The sequence below is a fragment of the Rhizobium sp. N731 genome, assembly GCF_001664145.1.
Lineage (GTDB): Bacteria > Pseudomonadota > Alphaproteobacteria > Rhizobiales > Rhizobiaceae > Rhizobium > Rhizobium esperanzae.
The window spans coordinates 1,213,178-1,228,827 of the sequence record NZ_CP013601.1 but is presented as its reverse complement, the minus strand read 5'-3'; the positions used below and the strand labels follow the sequence as shown (position 1 = coordinate 1,228,827).

The following is a 15,650-nucleotide window of genomic DNA, read 5'->3' as shown; positions in this document are numbered from 1 at the left end:
TTGCCTTATGCGGCATTAAAACCTCAACGAATAGGGTCCCTGTGTTTCTGGAAATTGGCATTGTGGCGTTTCTCACCATCCTGAATGGTGTGCTCGCCATGTCTGAGCTCGCCGTCGTGTCTTCTCGAACGGCACGCCTGAAGGTTCTCTCCGACAATGGGAGCAAGGGTGCAGCTCAAGCCATCAAACTTGCCGAAAACCCCGGTCGCTTTCTCTCCACGGTTCAGATCGGCATCACGCTGGTCGGTGTTCTCTCCGGCGCTTTCTCCGGGGCCACGCTCGGCGGCCGCCTGACAGCATGGCTGGAGGCGCAGGGGATGTCATCGACGGCTGCTGACGCCATCGGCGTCGGTTCCGTCGTCGTGGCTATCACCTATCTCTCCCTGATCGTCGGCGAACTTGTTCCAAAGCAGATCGCATTGCGGGAACCCGAAGCGGTTGCGGCGAGGGTCGCACCCGCCATGGCGATGCTTTCAAAGATTGCGCTGCCTCTCGTCTGGCTTCTCAACGCCTCGGGAAATCTGATGCTCAAGCTGCTCGGCCAGACAGGAAAAGCCGGCGATAACGTCTCTGACGAAGAGATCAAGACCGTTCTGGCCGAGGCGCAGTCGGCGGGCGTCATCGAGAGCGAAGAGTCCGCGATGATCTCTGGCGTCATGCGGCTGGCGGACCGCACCGCCCGGGCGCTGATGACGCCGCGGCGGGACGTCGAAATTATCGATATCGACGACAGCCTCGATGAAATCCGGGCGCAGTTGCACCGGACGAAACGGTCTCGATTGCCGGTTCGCAAAGGCAGTTCCGACGAGGTGATCGGCATCCTTCCGGTCAAGGATTTCTACGACTCGATATCCGAACACGGCAGCGCCGACATCAAGGCACTGACGCAGGATGTCCCCGTGGTTTCGGACCTGGCAACTGCTACCAGTGTGATTGAAGCGATCAGGAAATCGCCTGTTCACATGGTGCTGGTGTTTGACGAATACGGCCATTTCGAGGGGATTGTCTCGTCGGGCGACATTCTGGAAGCGATCATGGGCGCGCTGCAGGAGGGACCGGTCGACGAGCAGGCCATCGCTCGCCGAGACGATGGTTCCTATCTCGTCTCCGGCTGGGCGCCGATCGACGAATTCGCCGAGTTCCTGAATCTCAAGCTCGAGGACGATCTCGAATATCAGACCGTGGCCGGCCTGGTGTTGGAGGAGCTGAAACATCTGCCGGACCTGGGGGAGAGCTTCACGAGAGATGGATGGCGCTTCGAGGTCGTCGATCTCGACGGCAGGCGCGTGGACAAAATCCTTGTCTCTGAAGTGCGCGACTGAGCTCGACGGGGCGCAACATCGACACGATCCGCATCCGCCACATGGAAGACGTGGCTCGACATCAGGAGGTATCGCCATGGCATGGTCCGCCAGCCAATATGTGAAGTTCGAGGACGAGCGCACGCGGCCGGCGCGCGATCTTCTGGCGCAGGTGCCGCTGCAAAGCCTTCGCCGCGCCGTCGACCTCGGCTGCGGCCCAGGCAACTCGACCGAGCTCATCATCGCGCGTTATGGGGCTGGCGGCGTCTCCGGCCTCGACAGCGACATCAACATGCTGGAGGCGGCCCGCAAGCGGCTTCCCGGCACCGCCTTCGTCGAGGCGGATCTTGGCAGCTGGCAGCCGACGGAGCCCGCCGATCTGCTCTTTGCCAATGCCGTCTTCCAATGGCTGCCCGATCACCTCGACATTTTCGAGCGGCTGATGGACGGACTTTCCGAAGGCGGGGTCCTTGCCGTGCAGATGCCCGACAATCTCGGCGAACCCTCGCACCTGGCGATGGAAGAGACTGCCCATGCTGGCCCGTGGAAGGCCGCTTTCGAGGCAAAGAGCGTGCGTCGCCAGCCGCTGGCACCGCCGTCCACCTATTATTCCAGGCTGATTGCCAAGGCGGCGCGCATCGATATCTGGCACACCATCTACAATCATCCGATGGCGGACGCGGCTGATATCGTCGAATGGGTCAAGGGAACCGGGCTGATGCCCTATCTCGCCCATGCCGGCGAGCGACATCGCGAGGCTTTCCTGGCCGATTATCTCGAACGGATGGAAAAAGCCTATCCGAAGCTGTCGGACGGGCGGGTGCTGCTGCGGTTCCCACGGATTTTCATCGTGGCAGTGAAGGGATAACCCGTTGCGGCCGGCATCCTCCGGTTCGCCCCCCAAAGAAAGACCCTCCCCAACCCCTCCACAAGGGGGAGGGGTTAACGCGTGGCGACCGACTGTGGCACGCATCAATCCTTCTACGGATGAAACGGTGAAACGAACTGCGTCGGTGCAACGTCTAAGCCCCTCCCCCTTGTGGGGAGGGGTTTTGAGTCAGCCGGATGAGCTTTTGTAGCCCTGAACGCCCGCCCCCGATACTGTCAAATGCCTGTTACCCCTCGCCGCCTATGTTGCGGCCAAAGCGGCACGCATTATAGTCGGCCGGAGGAACCAGGAGATGACAATATGCACGCTGCCCCTACCCCGCCGGTCACTCTCGTCATCTTCGGCGCCACGGGCGACCTGACGCGCCGGCTCTTGGTGCCGGCGATCATCAACCTGACGCGCCAGCGCCTGGTCGGCGAGGATCTGCACATCCTCGGCATCGGCATTGAAGCAGGTGACGACGAGTTCCTGCGCGGCCGGTTCGATGCCTTCCTCGAGCATCTGAACGGCGAGGAGCAGACGGTCAAGGACGAGGCATGGGAAAGCCTGCGCGGACGCATTTCCTATATGGCCGGAGATTTCACCAAGGAGGATGTTTTCGTCGAGATCGGCAAGCGGCTGGGGCCGAGCGCCAATGCGGCCTTCTATCTGGCGGTGCCGCCGTCCTTCTTCGGGACCATCGTCGAGAAGCTTGCCGCTCATGGGCTGACCGACGAAAGCGAGGGCGTCTTCCGCCGCGTCGCCATCGAGAAGCCGTTCGGCACCGATCTCGCCTCGGCCCGCGCGCTCAACGCGCAAATCCTCGCGCACATCGACGAAAGCCAAGTCTACCGGCTCGACCATTTCCTCGGCAAGGAGACGGTGCAGAACCTGATGACGGCGCGTTTCGCCAACATGATCATCGAGTCCTTGTGGAACAGCCGCTATATCGACCACGTGCAGATCACCGCCGCCGAGATCGTCGATGTCGGCAGCCGCGGCAAATTCTACGATGCCACCGGTGCGCTGCGCGACATGGTGCCGAACCATCTCTTCCAGCTCTTGGCGATGATCGCGATGGAACCGCCAAACAGCTTCGATGCCGAAGCGATCCGCAACGAGAAGAGCAAGGTGCTGAAGGCGCTGCGCATCTATACGCCCGAGGAGGCAAAGACGCATGGTGTGCGCGGCGCCTACACGGCCGGCCCGCTCAACGGCGTCGATCTTCCCGCTTACCCCGACACCAAGGATGTTTCGCCCGACAGCCGCACCGAGACCTATGTGGCGCTGAAGCTCTATGCGGATACATGGCGCTGGGCCGGCGTGCCCTTCTATCTGAGAACCGGAAAGGCCCTGACGGCGCGCGACACCGAGATCGTCATCACCTTCCAGCCGGTGCCTTTCGCTCAGTTTCGCGAGACCGAGGTCAATCGCCGCCTGCCGCCGAACCGGCTGGTGATCCAGGTGCAGCCGGACGAGGGCATGAGCATGGAAATCTCGATCAAGTCACCGGGGCTTTCGGTCGATACGACGCCTGTTTCCCTCGACTTCCGCTATGCCGACAAATTCGACATCGGCAAAACCACCGGATACGAATCGCTGCTCTACGATCTCTTCATCGGCGACCAGACGCTGTTCCAGCGCGCCGATGGCATCGAGGCCGGCTGGGCGGCGGTGCAGCCCTTCCTCGACATCTGGGCTGGGGATACGAGCACACCCGAACCTTACGCGCCGGGCAGCATGGGACCGGCCTGCGCCGACGCGCTCATCGAGCGCGACGGGCGCAAATGGCACGAACTCGGCGTCGTCCTGCACCAGGATGGCCAGAACGGCAAAGAGAGGCTTGCCTGAATTACTGACCTTCGCGGCATGCCGGGCTGACAGAGGCGCCGCTATTGCCGCCCTGCGTGGCAAGCGCGCCGCGCGCCTTGCGCGGCGGGCAGCGCGCCCAGTCGACACGGCCGCTCGGAGCACTGTTGACGACGCTGCCGGTTTCTATCGAGTCGAGCGGGATGACCAGCCCGGTCTGCGGCTCGGCGCCCGGCGCGGTGCCGAGCGGCGGCGTGCCGTCGATGCGGCCGCTGGCATCCATGCCCATGTTCGACTGGGCCAGAACCGGGGCGGAAAGGCTGAGGAGAGCGATCGACGTTGCTGCAATGAACCTGCGCATGATGCTGTTCCTTCTGATGTCGGCAATGCGGCAGAAACAGCCATTCTACGCCCCTTGTTCCCTATCGGGCAGGCCCGGACGTTCAAAGTTTGGCGAGCAGATTAAAAACGTCCCCGGGACTCAATCAAGCCAGCGCGACAGCACCCTCTCGAGGCCAGTCGGATAAAGATCGAGCCCGGCATCACGCAGCATGTCGCGGCCGAACCAGCGTGCCGTTGCCGCCGTCTCGTCGAGCTCGGAATAGCGGATCTCATCGCGATCGTAGAGGGTTTTGTCGGCCAGCTCGATATCGGCGGCGAAGATGAATTCGTGGCCGATTGCGCCGTGGTGTTCGAAGATGTTTTCGAGAAGATGCCAGGGGCCGACGATGCGGATTTCCGTCTCGATCTCCTCACGGATTTCGCGGTGCAGGGCCTGTTCGCGTGTCTCGCCGAATTCGATCGAGCCGCCGAGCGGCCGGACACCTTTGATGCGGCCGCTGTCATCTTCCACTTCTGCAGCGAGCAACCGGTTCTCTCGCCAGGCAAGCCCGATCACTTTCACCCTGATCTGCTGCGGCGGGCGCCAGACGGTCATGCGGCTCTCCTTCTGGGCGCGGACAAATAGAAGAGCCTCGCAGCGAATACCGCGAGGCTCCTGTTTTCGGCCGTCGTTCAGACGAACTGGCTGAGGCCGGGGACGGAGGCGACGACTTCGTCGACGACCTCTTCGCCGGCATATTGTTTGGCAATCGCGATGGTTTCCTTGGCGAGCGAGGTGATCTCGCCCATGCCGAGGCCCTCGCCCATCAGCTGCTGGCCGAGACCCATGATGCCGCCGCCGCCGAGCGAGCTCATCAGCCCACCGAGCAAACCGCCGCCGCCGGCACCTGCACCATTGAACTGGGCGACGAGATCGGCGCCGCCCGGGATCGCCTCGATCATCCGGGCGACCGGGCCGTCGGCGGCCTCGCGCTGCAGGAAGCCGAGCATCATGCCGAGCGCCTTCTCCGCCTGCTCCGGGGAAATACCCACGCGATCGGCAATCTCCGTCACAATTTCATTCATTGTCAGCCTCCTGATATTTTGACGTTAACGTCAACGTTATTCGAGATTCGAGTGCAACTCAAGCCAGCGGTTTCGCTTGCCATGCAAACAGTTGTCCGCATCTGCCTGCCTGCTTATAACAGGGAAACGATGGTTCGATGAAGGCGGCGCAAGCCGGACCTTCTCAACAAACGGCGGCAGAGCCGAAGGGAGCATGGGGATGATCGAGGACGGCAAGATTTTCATCGGCGCGAGCCGCAATCCCGACGACAGCATCAACAAGCCGGAATATCTCGACCTGAAATTCGGCAACCGCCACGGCCTCGTCACCGGCGCCACCGGCACCGGCAAGACGGTGACGCTGCAGGTGCTGGCGGAAGGCTTTTCCCGGGCCGGCGTTCCGGTCTTTGCCGCCGATATCAAAGGCGATCTTTCCGGCATCGCCGCCAAAGGCGAGGCCAAGGATTTTCTCACCAAGCGCGCCGAGCAGATCGGTTTCAGCGATTATGAATTCGACCAGTTTCCGGTGATTTTCTGGGATCTGTTCGGGCAGAAGGGCCACCGGGTGCGCACCACCGTCGCCGAGATGGGGCCGCTGTTGCTCGCCCGGCTGATGGACGCTTCCGAGCCGCAGGAAGGCGTCATCAACATCGCCTTCAAAATCGCCGATCAGGCCGGCCTGCCGCTGCTCGATCTCAAGGATTTCACCTCGCTTTTGAACTATATGGGCGAGAATGCCACCGAGCTTTCCAGCCAGTACGGTCTGATCTCCAAGGCCTCGGTCGGCTCGATCCAGCGGGCGCTACTCGTTCTCGAACAGCAGGGTGCGGAACATTTCTTCGGCGAGCCGGCGCTGAAGATCTCCGACATCATGCGCACCAGCAATAATGGCTACGGCCAGATTTCGGTGCTTGCCGCCGACAAGCTGATGATGAATCCGCGCCTTTACGCCACCTTCCTGCTCTGGTTGCTGTCGGAGCTGTTCGAGGAACTGCCTGAGGTGGGCGATCCGGAAAAGCCGAAGCTCGTCTTCTTCTTCGACGAAGCGCATCTGCTGTTCAACGACGCGCCGAAGGTTCTGGTCGAACGCGTCGAGCAGGTGGTGCGGCTGATCCGCTCCAAGGGCGTCGGCGTCTATTTCGTCACGCAGAACCCGCTCGACGTGCCGGAAACGGTGCTCGCCCAGCTCGGCAACCGCGCCCAGCATGCGCTGCGCGCCTATTCGCCGCGCGAACAGAAGGCGGTGAAGACGGCGGCCGATACCTTCCGCCCCAACCCGGCCTTCGACTGCGCCACCGTCATCACCAATCTCGGCACCGGCGAGGCGCTGGTCTCGACGCTGGAGGCCAAGGGCGCGCCGTCGATCGTCGAGCGCACGCTGATCCGCCCGCCGTCGGGCCGCGTCGGCCCGCTGACCGACGGCGAACGCCAGCAGGTGATGGACAGAAGCCCGGTTCTCGGCATCTATGACGAAGACGTCGACCGCGAATCCGCCTTCGAGATGCTGGCGGCGCGCGCCAAAAAAGCGGCGGAAGCCGAGGCCGCCAAGCGGGCCCAGGAGGAAGCGGCCGAACAGCAGGGCACGACCTCCGGCTGGAACCTGCCGGGCTTTGGCGGCGATGACGACAACCGCCAGGGCCGCGGCCAATCGCGCGGCCGGTCCGGCTATCAGCGCGAAACGGTAGTGGAAGCGGCGATGAAGAGCGTGGCGCGCACCGTGGCGACCCAGGTCGGCCGGGCGCTGGTGCGCGGGATCCTGGGGAGCTTGAAGCGATAGCTTCGCTCTCTTCCCCCTCGCTGAGAAGAGAGCGAGACAAAGGTGCAATTGTTGCCGCGCGCGCCGCCATGACACAAAATACCGTGTCGAAAATCGAAAGCGCTGACGATGTCCTGCTATCGTCAATCGTGCGGTACATGCATTCTCTGGGCGGCGGCGTCGAGCTTGTCTTGAAAACACCCGACGGAAAAGCCAAGCGCGTTGATTTTGATCCTGAGATTTACGTCAAGCAGACCGTGTAGCCGCAGAGCACCCGAATACCACAGCGAGGTAGAATCGGACTGCCGGCGGGCCGAGGATCTTGAACCTGACATCTTCATTCCCTAAATTCGCAGCCATCAATCATTTCAACAGGATGTGTGCCGCAATGGATTTCAACCCGATCGCAACGCCAGTTCGCCTTGCCAACGGGGATATTCAGATCCATGCCTGCATCCATCACCCTCTCCCAGATTTCGTGGTCCGCGCCTGACGGGCGGCCGCTTTTTTCCAATCTCGACCTGAGCTTCGGGCCGGAGCGCACCGGTCTCGTCGGCCGCAACGGCGTCGGCAAGACGACGCTGCTGAAGCTTGTCTCCGGTGAGATCCGGCCGTATGCCGGGACGATCTCGGTCAGCGGCAGCCTCGGCATTCTGCGCCAGAGCGTGCAGGTCGCGCCGGAGGAGACCATCGCCGATCTCTTCGGTGTCACCGCTGCACTTGCCGTTCTCCACCGTGCCGAAGCCGGCAGGGCAACCGCCGACCAGCTTGCTGCGGCCGACTGGATGCTGCCGGCGCGCATCGCCGCAGCACTCGGCCGCACCGGGCTCGACGCGGAACCGCAGACGCCGCTTGCCGCGCTCTCCGGCGGGCAGCGCACGCGGGCCGGGCTGGCCGCGCTGGTTTTTGCCGAGCCGGATTTCCTGCTGCTCGACGAACCCACCAACAATCTCGACCGCGACGGCCGCGAAGCGGTAATCGCGCTGATGTCAGGCTGGCGGGCCGGCGCGATCATCGTCAGCCATGACCGGGAACTGCTCGAAAGCGTCGATCAGATCGTCGAACTGACGTCGCTCGGCGCCACCCGCTATGGCGGCAACTGGAGCCATTATCGCGAGCGCAAGGCGCTGGAGCTGGCCGCAGCCCAGCATGACCTCGCCGATGCCGAAAAGCGCATGGCCGAGGTGGCGCGCAAGACGCAGGCGACGGTGGAGCGTCAGGCGCGCCGGGACAGCGCCGGGCGGAAGACGGTGGCCAAGGGCGGCATCCCGCGCATCCTGCTCGGCGGTATGAAGGAGCGGAGCGAAACGACCGGCGGCGACAACGCCCGCCTTGCCGAACGCCGGCGCGCGGCGGCACAGGAAGACGCAAAGGCGGCGCGCGAGAAGATCGAGATCCTGCAGCCGCTATCGGTGAGCCTGCCGCCGACGGGACTGCCGACCAGCAAGATCGTGCTGAAGATCGACGGCGTGACGGCAGGTTACCGGCCTGATGAACCCGTCATCTGCGATCTCTCTTTCGACGTGACGGGACCGGAACGCATCGCCATTACCGGGGCGAACGGCTCGGGCAAGACGACGATGCTCGCACTCATTACCGGCGAGCTGAAAGCCTGGGCCGGCACGGTCGCGGTGATGACCGGTTTTGCGATGCTCGACCAGAAGGTCGGCCTTCTCGATCCGTCAGCCTCGATCCGCGACAATTTCCGCCGGATCAATCCGCAAGCGGATGAAAACACCTGCCGGGCCGCGCTGGCCCGCTTCATGTTCAGGGCCGATGCGGCGCTACAGACGGTTTCGACGCTCAGCGGCGGCCAATTGCTGCGCGCCAGCCTTGCCTGCACACTCGGCGCCGCACCACCGCCGCTGCTGATCCTCGACGAGCCCACCAACCATCTCGACATCGACTCAATATCGGCGGTCGAGGCGGGTCTCGGCGCCTATGACGGGGCGCTGATCGTCGTCAGCCACGACGAGACGTTTCTCGAAAACATCGGCATAACGCGGCGGCTGGAATTGCCGGGCGGCTATGTGGGTGGGTGATTTTAGGGGGAGCTGCCTTTCCCCATTCCCGCCCGCCTTTCAGGAGCGCGGCATCCTCCAACGTCCCTCATGCTGAGGTGCGAAGCCCGAGAGGCGTAGCCTCGAAGCACGCCGCAACATTGCTTCCTGCATCCCTCCGACGTCGCCTCCCTTGCCTCATTTTGCCGGCAATGGTATTTCCCTCCTGCAACTCTTTCGAGAAAGGAGGATCACGTCATGCAGTATTATTTCCGGCATCATCGCCAGCGTGGTCCCGTCGACGCCCTGCAAATGCGTTTGCAGGGCTGACCAGAGACGCTTTCACATCTCTTCCTGGTCTGCCCTTCGTGGCCGATGCGCCGCCGTCAGATGACAGCGCGCATTCCTTTTATTCCCGGGCCTCAAGGACGCAATCCGTGATGGGCTGATGCCGCCGATTGCGCCTGCCCCCGGTCAGGACCAGAGAACGAACATGACCCTCATCAACATCCGCAATCTCGGCGTGACGCTCGCCAATCCGCTGTTTTCCAACCTCAATCTCGTCGTCAATTCAGGCGACCGCATTGGTCTCGTCGCCGCCAACGGCCGCGGGAAATCCACCCTGCTTGCCTGTATCACCGGCGCGCTGGAGCCGAGCGAGGGCGAGATCACTAAGACCCGCGGGCTCACGATCGGCCATGTCGCGCAGAATGTGCCGGCCGCACTTTCCGACACGCCATTCTATGATGCGGTGCTGCAGGCGCTGCCGGCCGATCAGGCCGAAAGCGAGAGCTGGCGCGTCGATGTCGTGCTGGAATCGCTCGAAGTCCCGGAGATGATGCGCGGCCGGCCTCTGAAGCAGTTGAGCGGCGGCTGGCAGCGGCTGGCGATGATCGCCCGCAGCTCGGTCACCGAGCCAGACGTGCTGCTGCTCGACGAGCCGACCAACCATCTCGACCTCAAAAAGATCGCGCAGCTGGAAAGCTGGCTGAATGCGCTGCCGCGTGACGTGCCGGTCATCCTCTCCAGCCACGACCGCGCCTTCCTCGATGCGACGACGAACAGGACGCTGTTCCTGCGGCCGGAGCAATCGCCGGTCTTTGCGCTCCCCTATAGCAGCGCACGCGCCGCTCTTGACGAGATCGACGCCGCCGAAGCGCGGCGCTACGAGCGCGACATGAAGACGGCGGAACAATTGCGCAAGCAGGCGGCCAAGCTCAAGAACATCGGGATCAATTCCGGCAGCGACCTGCTCGTCGTCAAGACGAAGCAGCTGAAGCAGCGGGCGGAGAAGCTGGAGGATGCGGTAAAACCGGCACATCTGGAACGCTCGGCCGGCGCCATCCGGCTTGCCAACCGCGGCACGCATGCCAAGGTGCTGCTGACGCTGGAGGACGCCGCGGTGACGACGCCGGATGGAACGCTGCTCTTCAGGACCGGCCGGCAATTTATCTGCCAGGATGACTGCATCGTACTCCTTGGCCACAACGGCGCCGGCAAGTCGCGGCTGGTGACGATGCTGAAGCAGGCGATCGAAAGGCCGGAGGCGGCGCCGGGCGGGATCAAGGCGACGCCGTCGCTGGTTCTCGGCTATGGCGACCAGGCGCTTGCCGATCTTGCCGACAGGGACACGCCGATCGGCACGATCATCCGCCGCTTCGATGTCGGCGACCAGCGGGCGCGGGCGCTGCTCGCCGGAGCCGGCATAACGATCGACATGCAGTCAAAACCGATCGGCCAGCTGTCCGGCGGCCAAAAGGCGCGGCTCGGCATGCTGGTGCTGAGGCTGACGGAGCCGAACTTCTATCTGCTGGACGAGCCGACCAACCATCTCGATATCGAGGGGCAGGAAGCGCTGGAGAACGAGCTGATGGCGCACGAGGCGAGCTGCCTGCTGGTCTCGCACGACCGCAGCTTCGTGCGGGCGGTGGGAAACCGCTTCTGGCTGATCGAGAAGAAGCGGCTGGTGGAGGTGGAGAGCCCGGAGGGGTTTTTTGCTTCTGTGGCGGGGTGATGGATGGCGGCGGCGTGCCGTGCAGCCCCCTCATCCGGCTGCCGCCACCTTTGCCTGGGTAGAGCCAGGGGTCTCGGCCCGTCCTTCGGACCCCCATGGGGAGAAGAGACTCGTTGCTATGCCGCGGGCTGTCTTGTAGGCGCAGCATCCGCGACCCCCTTCTCCCCAGCGGGGAGAAGGTGCCCGTAGGGCGGATGAGGGGGCCGGCGGCACGACCCCAAAAGCAGCCCAATCACTACCGCTTCGGCGCCACCAGGCAGAAGAAGGCGCCCTGGGGGTCGGTGGCCTGGATGATCCAGCTGCCGCCGGGGACCTCCATCGGGCCGTTGACGACCTTGCCGCCGCCTGAGGTGACGCGTTCGATCGCGGCATCGAGTGCCGGCACGATGAAATAGTAGCACCAGAAGGTCATCGGCAGGTTGTCCGGCTTCGTCATCATGCCGCCGGTCTGCCGGCCGTCATGGGCGAAGATGTAGTAGACGCCCATCGGCCCCATGTCCATTTCGCTGTCCTTCGTCCAGCCGAACCGCCTGGAATAAAAGTCCAGCGCCTCTTTGCCGTTGCCGGCGTAGAGCTCGCGCCAGCCGATATTGCCGGGCGCGTCGGGGGCCAGTTCCGGCCGGGTCTGCTCCATCGGCGCCGGCGTCATGATGCAAATGACGGCGCCATGCGGATCGGCGACCACGGCGAAGCGGCCGATCGTCGGGATGTCCTGCGGCGGACGGCGCACCGCCCCGCCATTGGCGGCGAAATCCTTTGCCGTCTGGTCGACATCGTCGACGCCGACATAGCCCGTCCAGTTCGGCGGTATGCCCTGGCCTGCGAGCTCGGGCGGAAACTCCATCAGGCCGGCAACGCCAATACCGTTCGCCTCGAAGACGGTATAGGTCGGCATGCCTTCCACCTTCATTTCGGAGGTGGTCCAGCCGACGACGGAGCTGTAGAATTTTGCGGCGGCTGCGGTGTCGGGGGTCATCAGCTCACACCAGATGAACTTTCCATGCATCTTGGACATCATGCTCTCCCTCTTCTGACGCCGCCCTTTCGCTAGGGGCGCCGTGGTTGTCAGATTTTGCGGATGTAATGTGCTTCCATGAACTGCTTCCACGAGCCGTCCTCCTGCCTGGCGCTGGAGGTGAAAGTGCGGTGATTGTCGTCGACGAAGGTGATGCACTCGCGGTAGTCGGCGAAGCCATCGCCGCTGAAGTCGGGTCCAGTCGTATAGAGGTCGAGCACATTGCCGGAGGCGTCGACCTCGCCCTCATAGACCCACATATAGTCCATCATGCTGCCGATCCAGCTGCCGACATATTTGTTCTTTTCGGCGTTGTAGCCGAGCGTCAGGATCGTGGTGGCCGGCTTGCCATCGGGCATATGGCCGGTCCCTTCGGCGACAAACCAGATGCCGTGGAGCGAGCGGACGGTCTCCGCCCAGTCGTTGCCGTCGGACATCTCGGGTGCGCTGACGCTCCAGTCGCCGACCAGTCTTTCCAAAAAGGAATGCTCTTTCAGCACTTCGGCGGCCTTCATCATTCTCTTCTCCCTTCGAATGACGATATCCAGGAGGTTTGATTGCTCAGTGACAGCAGGACGATGTCTTCGGAGCATCCTCATATTCGTCATGGCGGCGCACGAAATTCATGGTGCTTTCCTCGTTGCGGCCCTTCGGCGCGCGGTCGAGGATCATCAGGGTTCCGATCAGTTCTTCCGGCCCGCGGGCATAGCTCGAATAGGTATGGAAGACCTCGCCCTTATCGTTGCGGTAGAAGGCACTGAGGCCCGACAGTTCGTCATGGGCCTCAGCCGGCTCGATAGAAGTGAAATTGTAGAAGACTTTGTCTTTGGCAAGGTCCTCCGGACTGAAAGAGACGTGATAATCGAAATTGAAATCGCTGCCGAAGGACGAGACCCAGGGGAATTTCCAGCCCATGCGCTTTTTGTAGGCGGCGATCTTCTCGAGCGGGGCACGCGAAACAGCGACCCAGGTGACGTCGTGATGGTTGAGATGCGGCAGGGCGCCATCGACGTGATCCGACAGGAAGGAGCAGCCGGGGCAGCCGGCCTGCCAGTCGGGACCGAGCATGAAATGATAGATCAAAAGCTGGCTGCGGCCATCGAAGAGATCGGCGAGCGACTTCTTTCCCTCGGGCGTTTCGAAGACATAATCCTTGTCGACCTTCACCCAGGGCAGCGCCATGCGCTCGGCATTGATGCCGTCGCGCAGCTTCGTCGCCTCCTTTTCCTTCAAGAGCAGGGCACGCCGGGCCTCCAGCCATTCCTCGCGGGACACAACCTCATTCTGCATGGAATGCGCCCTCCTCCGGCGCCTGCCGGTGAAGCCGGCTCATCTCCTTCTCCTTGACTAATTACATTGATATCAATATAAATTGCGCATGTCAAATTCGATCGAGATTCCGTTTTCGACGACGCTGCTGGTGCGCGACACCTGCCTCTGCCTGCATGTGCAGCGGGCAGCCCGCGCGCTTGCCCGGCTGTTCGACGATGCGCTGCGGCCGGCCGGCCTCACCAACGGGCAGTTTTCCCTGATGATGTCGCTGAACCGGCCGGAACCGCCGCCGATGGGGCCGGTCGCCGCCCTGCTCGCCATGGACCAGACGACGCTGACGGCGGCGCTGAAGCCCTTACAGCGGAAGGGCTGGGTGACGGTGGTGGAGAACCCGAGGGACCGGCGTGGCCGCCTGCTCAGCCTTACGGCGGAAGGCAAGGCGGTGCTGGCAAAGGCACTGCCGATCTGGGAAAGCACGCATGCGGCCCTCGACGACGGATTGCCGGGCGGCGGCGTTACGCGGCTGCGGCAGGATCTGCAGGCGCTGTCGGGGGTGGATGCGCCGAAACCGGCTGAGGGGTCGCGCCGGCGGCGTTATAGCGGGCGGGTAAGGGGCGCTTAGGGCGACCTGCCCCTCATCCGCCTGCCGGCACCTTCTCCCCGTTCTGACGGGGAGAAGGGGATATGCCACACCCTCTCCGTCCCACGCCGGCCTTTCGCAGGGCACGTCCCCTCGCCCCGTCAGAACGGGGAGAGGGTTAGGGTGAGGGGCAATTCCAAGGCGCTGAATCGCCGGGATCAGGCGACCGTGACCGGAACTTCGGTCGAGGTGCGCATGGCGTGGCTGTAGGGGCAGACGATGTGGGCCGCGGCGGCGAGCTTTTCGGCGGTTTCACGGTCGAGACCGGGAATATTGACCGTCAGGGCCACTTCGATGCCGAAGCCGGTGCCGTCTTCGCGCGGGCCGATGCCGACCTTGGCCGAGACGGTGGTCTCTTCCGGAATCTTGACCTTCTGCTGGCCTGCAACAAATTTCAAGGCACCGAGGAAGCAGGCGGAATAGCCGGCAGCGAAGAGCTGTTCGGGATTGGTGCCGGTCGCGCCGTCGCCGCCGAGTTCCTTGGGAACGGTCAGCGTCACGTCCAGAACGCCGTTTTCGGAAACGGCGCGGCCGGCGCGGCCGCCGGTGGCGGAGGCTTTGGTCGTATAAAGAATAGGCATGACGATCTCCTTTGGTTGGCCCTTCGATCGGGTTGGAGTTTTACTATCGCACAATTAAATTGCACACAAGTGAATTTTGCAAATTGCATTTCACGGATGGAAAGAAGACAATCGCAGCCTCGGGGATGACGGATATGAAAGCGCTAACGGCAAAGACGATGGAGATACCTGAGGAGGAGAAGCGGCTGGAAAAGCAGCTGTGCTTTGCGGTCTATGCGACAGCGCATGCTTTTACCCGCGCCTATAAACCGATCCTCGACAGGGTCGGCCTCACCTATCCGCAATATCTCGTGATGCTGGTGCTGTGGGAGCGCAGTGCGCTGCCGGTGAAGACGATCGGCGAGCAGTTGGACCTCGATTCCGGCACGCTGTCGCCGCTGTTGAAGCGGCTGGAACAGAGCGGGCTGATCAAGCGCATCCGCGATCTGCGCGACGAGCGACAGGTGATCGTGTCGCTGACGCCGAAAGGTGAGGCGATGAAGGGAGAGGTCGATAAGATCATGACGGCGATCGGGAAAGCCGCCGGCTGCACGATCGAGGAAATGGCCGAGATGCGCGACATGCTGCATCGGCTGCGGGCCAATCTCAGCCGGGTCGGCGACGGCTGAAAGTCCCTGCCCCGAGCCCGTGGCGGCTATGGCGGGATCAGGAGCGCCGCTTGGCGACCTTCGCAGTTGAGCGCCGCTTTTTTGCAGGCGGAGGTGAGGCTTCCGCTTCTTCGGCGGCCTGCTGCAGACGCAGCGCCCTCAGCTTCTCCGTCTTCTTGTCACGGGCCGATGCTTCGGCTGCGATAATGGCGCGCGCCGTGTGATCGGTGGCCTCCGCCTTGTCGCGGGACGACAGCTTGGCGGGGTTGAAGAATTCTCCCTTGGTGGCGGTCATGTGCCCCCTTTCTCAGATGATGGCGGCGTTTGATCCTTGCATTGCGGCTGCCAACATCATTTTACGGCCAGGACGCGATTCGACAAAGCCGAGATGTGGCGACCGGCCCGTGACACCACGGCCGGC

At 63.1% G+C, this 15,650-nt stretch carries 17 protein-coding genes; 9 read left to right on the top strand and 8 right to left on the bottom strand.

Features of this window, described 5'->3' with window-relative positions:
• The first annotated feature begins 41 nt into the window (after positions 1-41).
• From AMK02_RS06110 to zwf, 3 genes are all read left to right on the top strand, one after another.
• Positions 42-1,322 carry a hemolysin family protein gene (locus tag AMK02_RS06110; protein WP_064801198.1) on the top strand — a complete coding sequence of 427 codons (1,281 nt, stop codon included), beginning with the start codon at positions 42-44 and terminating at the stop codon, positions 1,320-1,322.
• Positions 1,323-1,398: 76 nt separating this feature from the next.
• Entirely contained in the window at positions 1,399-2,169 is a 771-nt protein-coding gene (tam, locus tag AMK02_RS06105) for a trans-aconitate 2-methyltransferase (protein WP_064801196.1), read from the top strand.
• 321 nt (positions 2,170-2,490) lie between these two features.
• The gene (zwf, locus tag AMK02_RS06100; protein WP_064801194.1) at positions 2,491-4,020 is read left to right on the top strand and encodes a glucose-6-phosphate dehydrogenase; all 1,530 of its coding nucleotides are present in this window, start codon (positions 2,491-2,493) and stop codon (positions 4,018-4,020) included.
• Between the two features lies 1 nt (position 4,021).
• Here zwf and AMK02_RS06095 read toward each other — a convergent pair whose 3' ends face one another.
• The 3 genes from AMK02_RS06095 to AMK02_RS06085 form a co-directional block, all read right to left on the bottom strand.
• Positions 4,022-4,339, bottom strand: coding sequence for a hypothetical protein (locus AMK02_RS06095; RefSeq protein WP_064801192.1), 318 nt, complete (start codon positions 4,337-4,339; stop codon positions 4,022-4,024).
• 120 nt (positions 4,340-4,459) lie between these two features.
• Entirely contained in the window at positions 4,460-4,915 is a 456-nt protein-coding gene (locus AMK02_RS06090) for an NUDIX domain-containing protein (protein WP_064801190.1), read from the bottom strand.
• Between the two features lie 77 nt (positions 4,916-4,992).
• Positions 4,993-5,385: a DUF937 domain-containing protein gene (locus AMK02_RS06085; protein ID WP_064801188.1), complete on the bottom strand. Its 393-nt coding sequence runs from the start codon at positions 5,383-5,385 to the stop codon at positions 4,993-4,995.
• 199 nt (positions 5,386-5,584) lie between these two features.
• Here AMK02_RS06085 and AMK02_RS06080 point away from each other — a divergent pair, with 199 nt between their 5' ends.
• The 4 genes from AMK02_RS06080 to AMK02_RS06065 all read left to right on the top strand — a co-directional run bounded on the left by AMK02_RS06080 (position 5,585) and on the right by AMK02_RS06065 (position 11,134).
• Positions 5,585-7,141, top strand: coding sequence for a helicase HerA-like C-terminal domain-containing protein (locus AMK02_RS06080; RefSeq protein WP_064801186.1), 1,557 nt, complete (start codon positions 5,585-5,587; stop codon positions 7,139-7,141).
• A 68-nt stretch (positions 7,142-7,209) separates the two neighbouring features.
• Positions 7,210-7,383 carry a hypothetical protein gene (locus AMK02_RS06075; protein WP_237358335.1) on the top strand — a complete coding sequence of 58 codons (174 nt, stop codon included), beginning with the start codon at positions 7,210-7,212 and terminating at the stop codon, positions 7,381-7,383.
• Positions 7,384-7,566: 183 nt separating this feature from the next.
• On the top strand, positions 7,567-9,162 hold the full coding sequence (locus tag AMK02_RS06070; protein ID WP_064801185.1) for an ABC-F family ATP-binding cassette domain-containing protein: 1,596 nt from the start codon (positions 7,567-7,569) through the stop codon (positions 9,160-9,162).
• Positions 9,163-9,613: 451 nt separating this feature from the next.
• Positions 9,614-11,134: an ABC-F family ATP-binding cassette domain-containing protein gene (locus AMK02_RS06065; RefSeq protein WP_064801183.1), complete on the top strand. Its 1,521-nt coding sequence runs from the start codon at positions 9,614-9,616 to the stop codon at positions 11,132-11,134.
• 235 nt (positions 11,135-11,369) lie between these two features.
• Here AMK02_RS06065 and AMK02_RS06060 read toward each other — a convergent pair whose 3' ends face one another.
• Genes AMK02_RS06060 through AMK02_RS06050 form a run of 3 tightly spaced genes read right to left on the bottom strand, consistent with a single transcriptional unit; the run spans position 11,370 to position 13,439 of the window.
• The gene (locus tag AMK02_RS06060) at positions 11,370-12,149 is read right to left on the bottom strand and encodes a VOC family protein (protein ID WP_064801182.1); all 780 of its coding nucleotides are present in this window, start codon (positions 12,147-12,149) and stop codon (positions 11,370-11,372) included.
• A gap of 50 nt (positions 12,150-12,199) precedes the next feature.
• Positions 12,200-12,667 carry a DUF1579 domain-containing protein gene (locus tag AMK02_RS06055; protein ID WP_064801180.1) on the bottom strand — a complete coding sequence of 156 codons (468 nt, stop codon included), beginning with the start codon at positions 12,665-12,667 and terminating at the stop codon, positions 12,200-12,202.
• 43 nt (positions 12,668-12,710) lie between these two features.
• On the bottom strand, positions 12,711-13,439 hold the full coding sequence (locus AMK02_RS06050) for a DUF899 domain-containing protein (RefSeq protein ID WP_064801178.1): 729 nt from the start codon (positions 13,437-13,439) through the stop codon (positions 12,711-12,713).
• Positions 13,440-13,527: 88 nt separating this feature from the next.
• On the opposite strand from AMK02_RS06050, the gene AMK02_RS06045 reads away from it, so the two are divergent.
• Positions 13,528-14,043 carry a MarR family winged helix-turn-helix transcriptional regulator gene (locus tag AMK02_RS06045; RefSeq protein ID WP_064801176.1) on the top strand — a complete coding sequence of 172 codons (516 nt, stop codon included), beginning with the start codon at positions 13,528-13,530 and terminating at the stop codon, positions 14,041-14,043.
• 176 nt (positions 14,044-14,219) lie between these two features.
• Here the strand turns inward: AMK02_RS06045 and AMK02_RS06040 are convergent, their stop codons facing one another.
• Positions 14,220-14,642 (bottom strand): organic hydroperoxide resistance protein, encoded by a 423-nt coding sequence (locus AMK02_RS06040; RefSeq protein ID WP_003569525.1) that lies wholly within the window; start codon positions 14,640-14,642, stop codon positions 14,220-14,222.
• 125 nt (positions 14,643-14,767) lie between these two features.
• On the opposite strand from AMK02_RS06040, the gene AMK02_RS06035 reads away from it, so the two are divergent.
• Positions 14,768-15,250, top strand: coding sequence for a MarR family winged helix-turn-helix transcriptional regulator (locus AMK02_RS06035; RefSeq protein WP_064801174.1), 483 nt, complete (start codon positions 14,768-14,770; stop codon positions 15,248-15,250).
• 37 nt (positions 15,251-15,287) lie between these two features.
• Here AMK02_RS06035 and AMK02_RS06030 read toward each other — a convergent pair whose 3' ends face one another.
• Positions 15,288-15,524, bottom strand: a complete 237-nt coding sequence (locus tag AMK02_RS06030; RefSeq protein ID WP_020920726.1) for a hypothetical protein — start codon at positions 15,522-15,524, stop codon at positions 15,288-15,290.
• Between the last annotated feature and the right edge of the window lie 126 nt (positions 15,525-15,650).

Bases quoted from the DNA above. Each gene is read 5' to 3' on its own strand.
- tam (WP_064801196.1), top strand. From the start codon at position 1,399: ATGGCATGGTCCGCCAGCCAATATGTGAAGTTCGAGGACGAGCGCACG.
- zwf (WP_064801194.1), top strand. From the start codon at position 2,491: ATGCACGCTGCCCCTACCCCGCCGGTCACTCTCGTCATCTTCGGCGCC.
- AMK02_RS06095 (WP_064801192.1), bottom strand. From the start codon at position 4,339: ATGCGCAGGTTCATTGCAGCAACGTCGATCGCTCTCCTCAGCCTTTCC.
- AMK02_RS06090 (WP_064801190.1), bottom strand. From the start codon at position 4,915: ATGACCGTCTGGCGCCCGCCGCAGCAGATCAGGGTGAAAGTGATCGGG.
- AMK02_RS06085 (WP_064801188.1), bottom strand. From the start codon at position 5,385: ATGAATGAAATTGTGACGGAGATTGCCGATCGCGTGGGTATTTCCCCG.
- AMK02_RS06080 (WP_064801186.1), top strand. From the start codon at position 5,585: ATGATCGAGGACGGCAAGATTTTCATCGGCGCGAGCCGCAATCCCGAC.
- AMK02_RS06075 (WP_237358335.1), top strand. From the start codon at position 7,210: ATGACACAAAATACCGTGTCGAAAATCGAAAGCGCTGACGATGTCCTG.
- AMK02_RS06070 (WP_064801185.1), top strand. From the start codon at position 7,567: ATGCCTGCATCCATCACCCTCTCCCAGATTTCGTGGTCCGCGCCTGAC.
- AMK02_RS06065 (WP_064801183.1), top strand. From the start codon at position 9,614: ATGACCCTCATCAACATCCGCAATCTCGGCGTGACGCTCGCCAATCCG.
- AMK02_RS06060 (WP_064801182.1), bottom strand. From the start codon at position 12,149: ATGTCCAAGATGCATGGAAAGTTCATCTGGTGTGAGCTGATGACCCCC.
- AMK02_RS06055 (WP_064801180.1), bottom strand. From the start codon at position 12,667: ATGATGAAGGCCGCCGAAGTGCTGAAAGAGCATTCCTTTTTGGAAAGA.
- AMK02_RS06050 (WP_064801178.1), bottom strand. From the start codon at position 13,439: ATGCAGAATGAGGTTGTGTCCCGCGAGGAATGGCTGGAGGCCCGGCGT.
- AMK02_RS06045 (WP_064801176.1), top strand. From the start codon at position 13,528: ATGTCAAATTCGATCGAGATTCCGTTTTCGACGACGCTGCTGGTGCGC.
- AMK02_RS06040 (WP_003569525.1), bottom strand. From the start codon at position 14,642: ATGCCTATTCTTTATACGACCAAAGCCTCCGCCACCGGCGGCCGCGCC.
- AMK02_RS06035 (WP_064801174.1), top strand. From the start codon at position 14,768: ATGACGGATATGAAAGCGCTAACGGCAAAGACGATGGAGATACCTGAG.
- AMK02_RS06030 (WP_020920726.1), bottom strand. From the start codon at position 15,524: ATGACCGCCACCAAGGGAGAATTCTTCAACCCCGCCAAGCTGTCGTCC.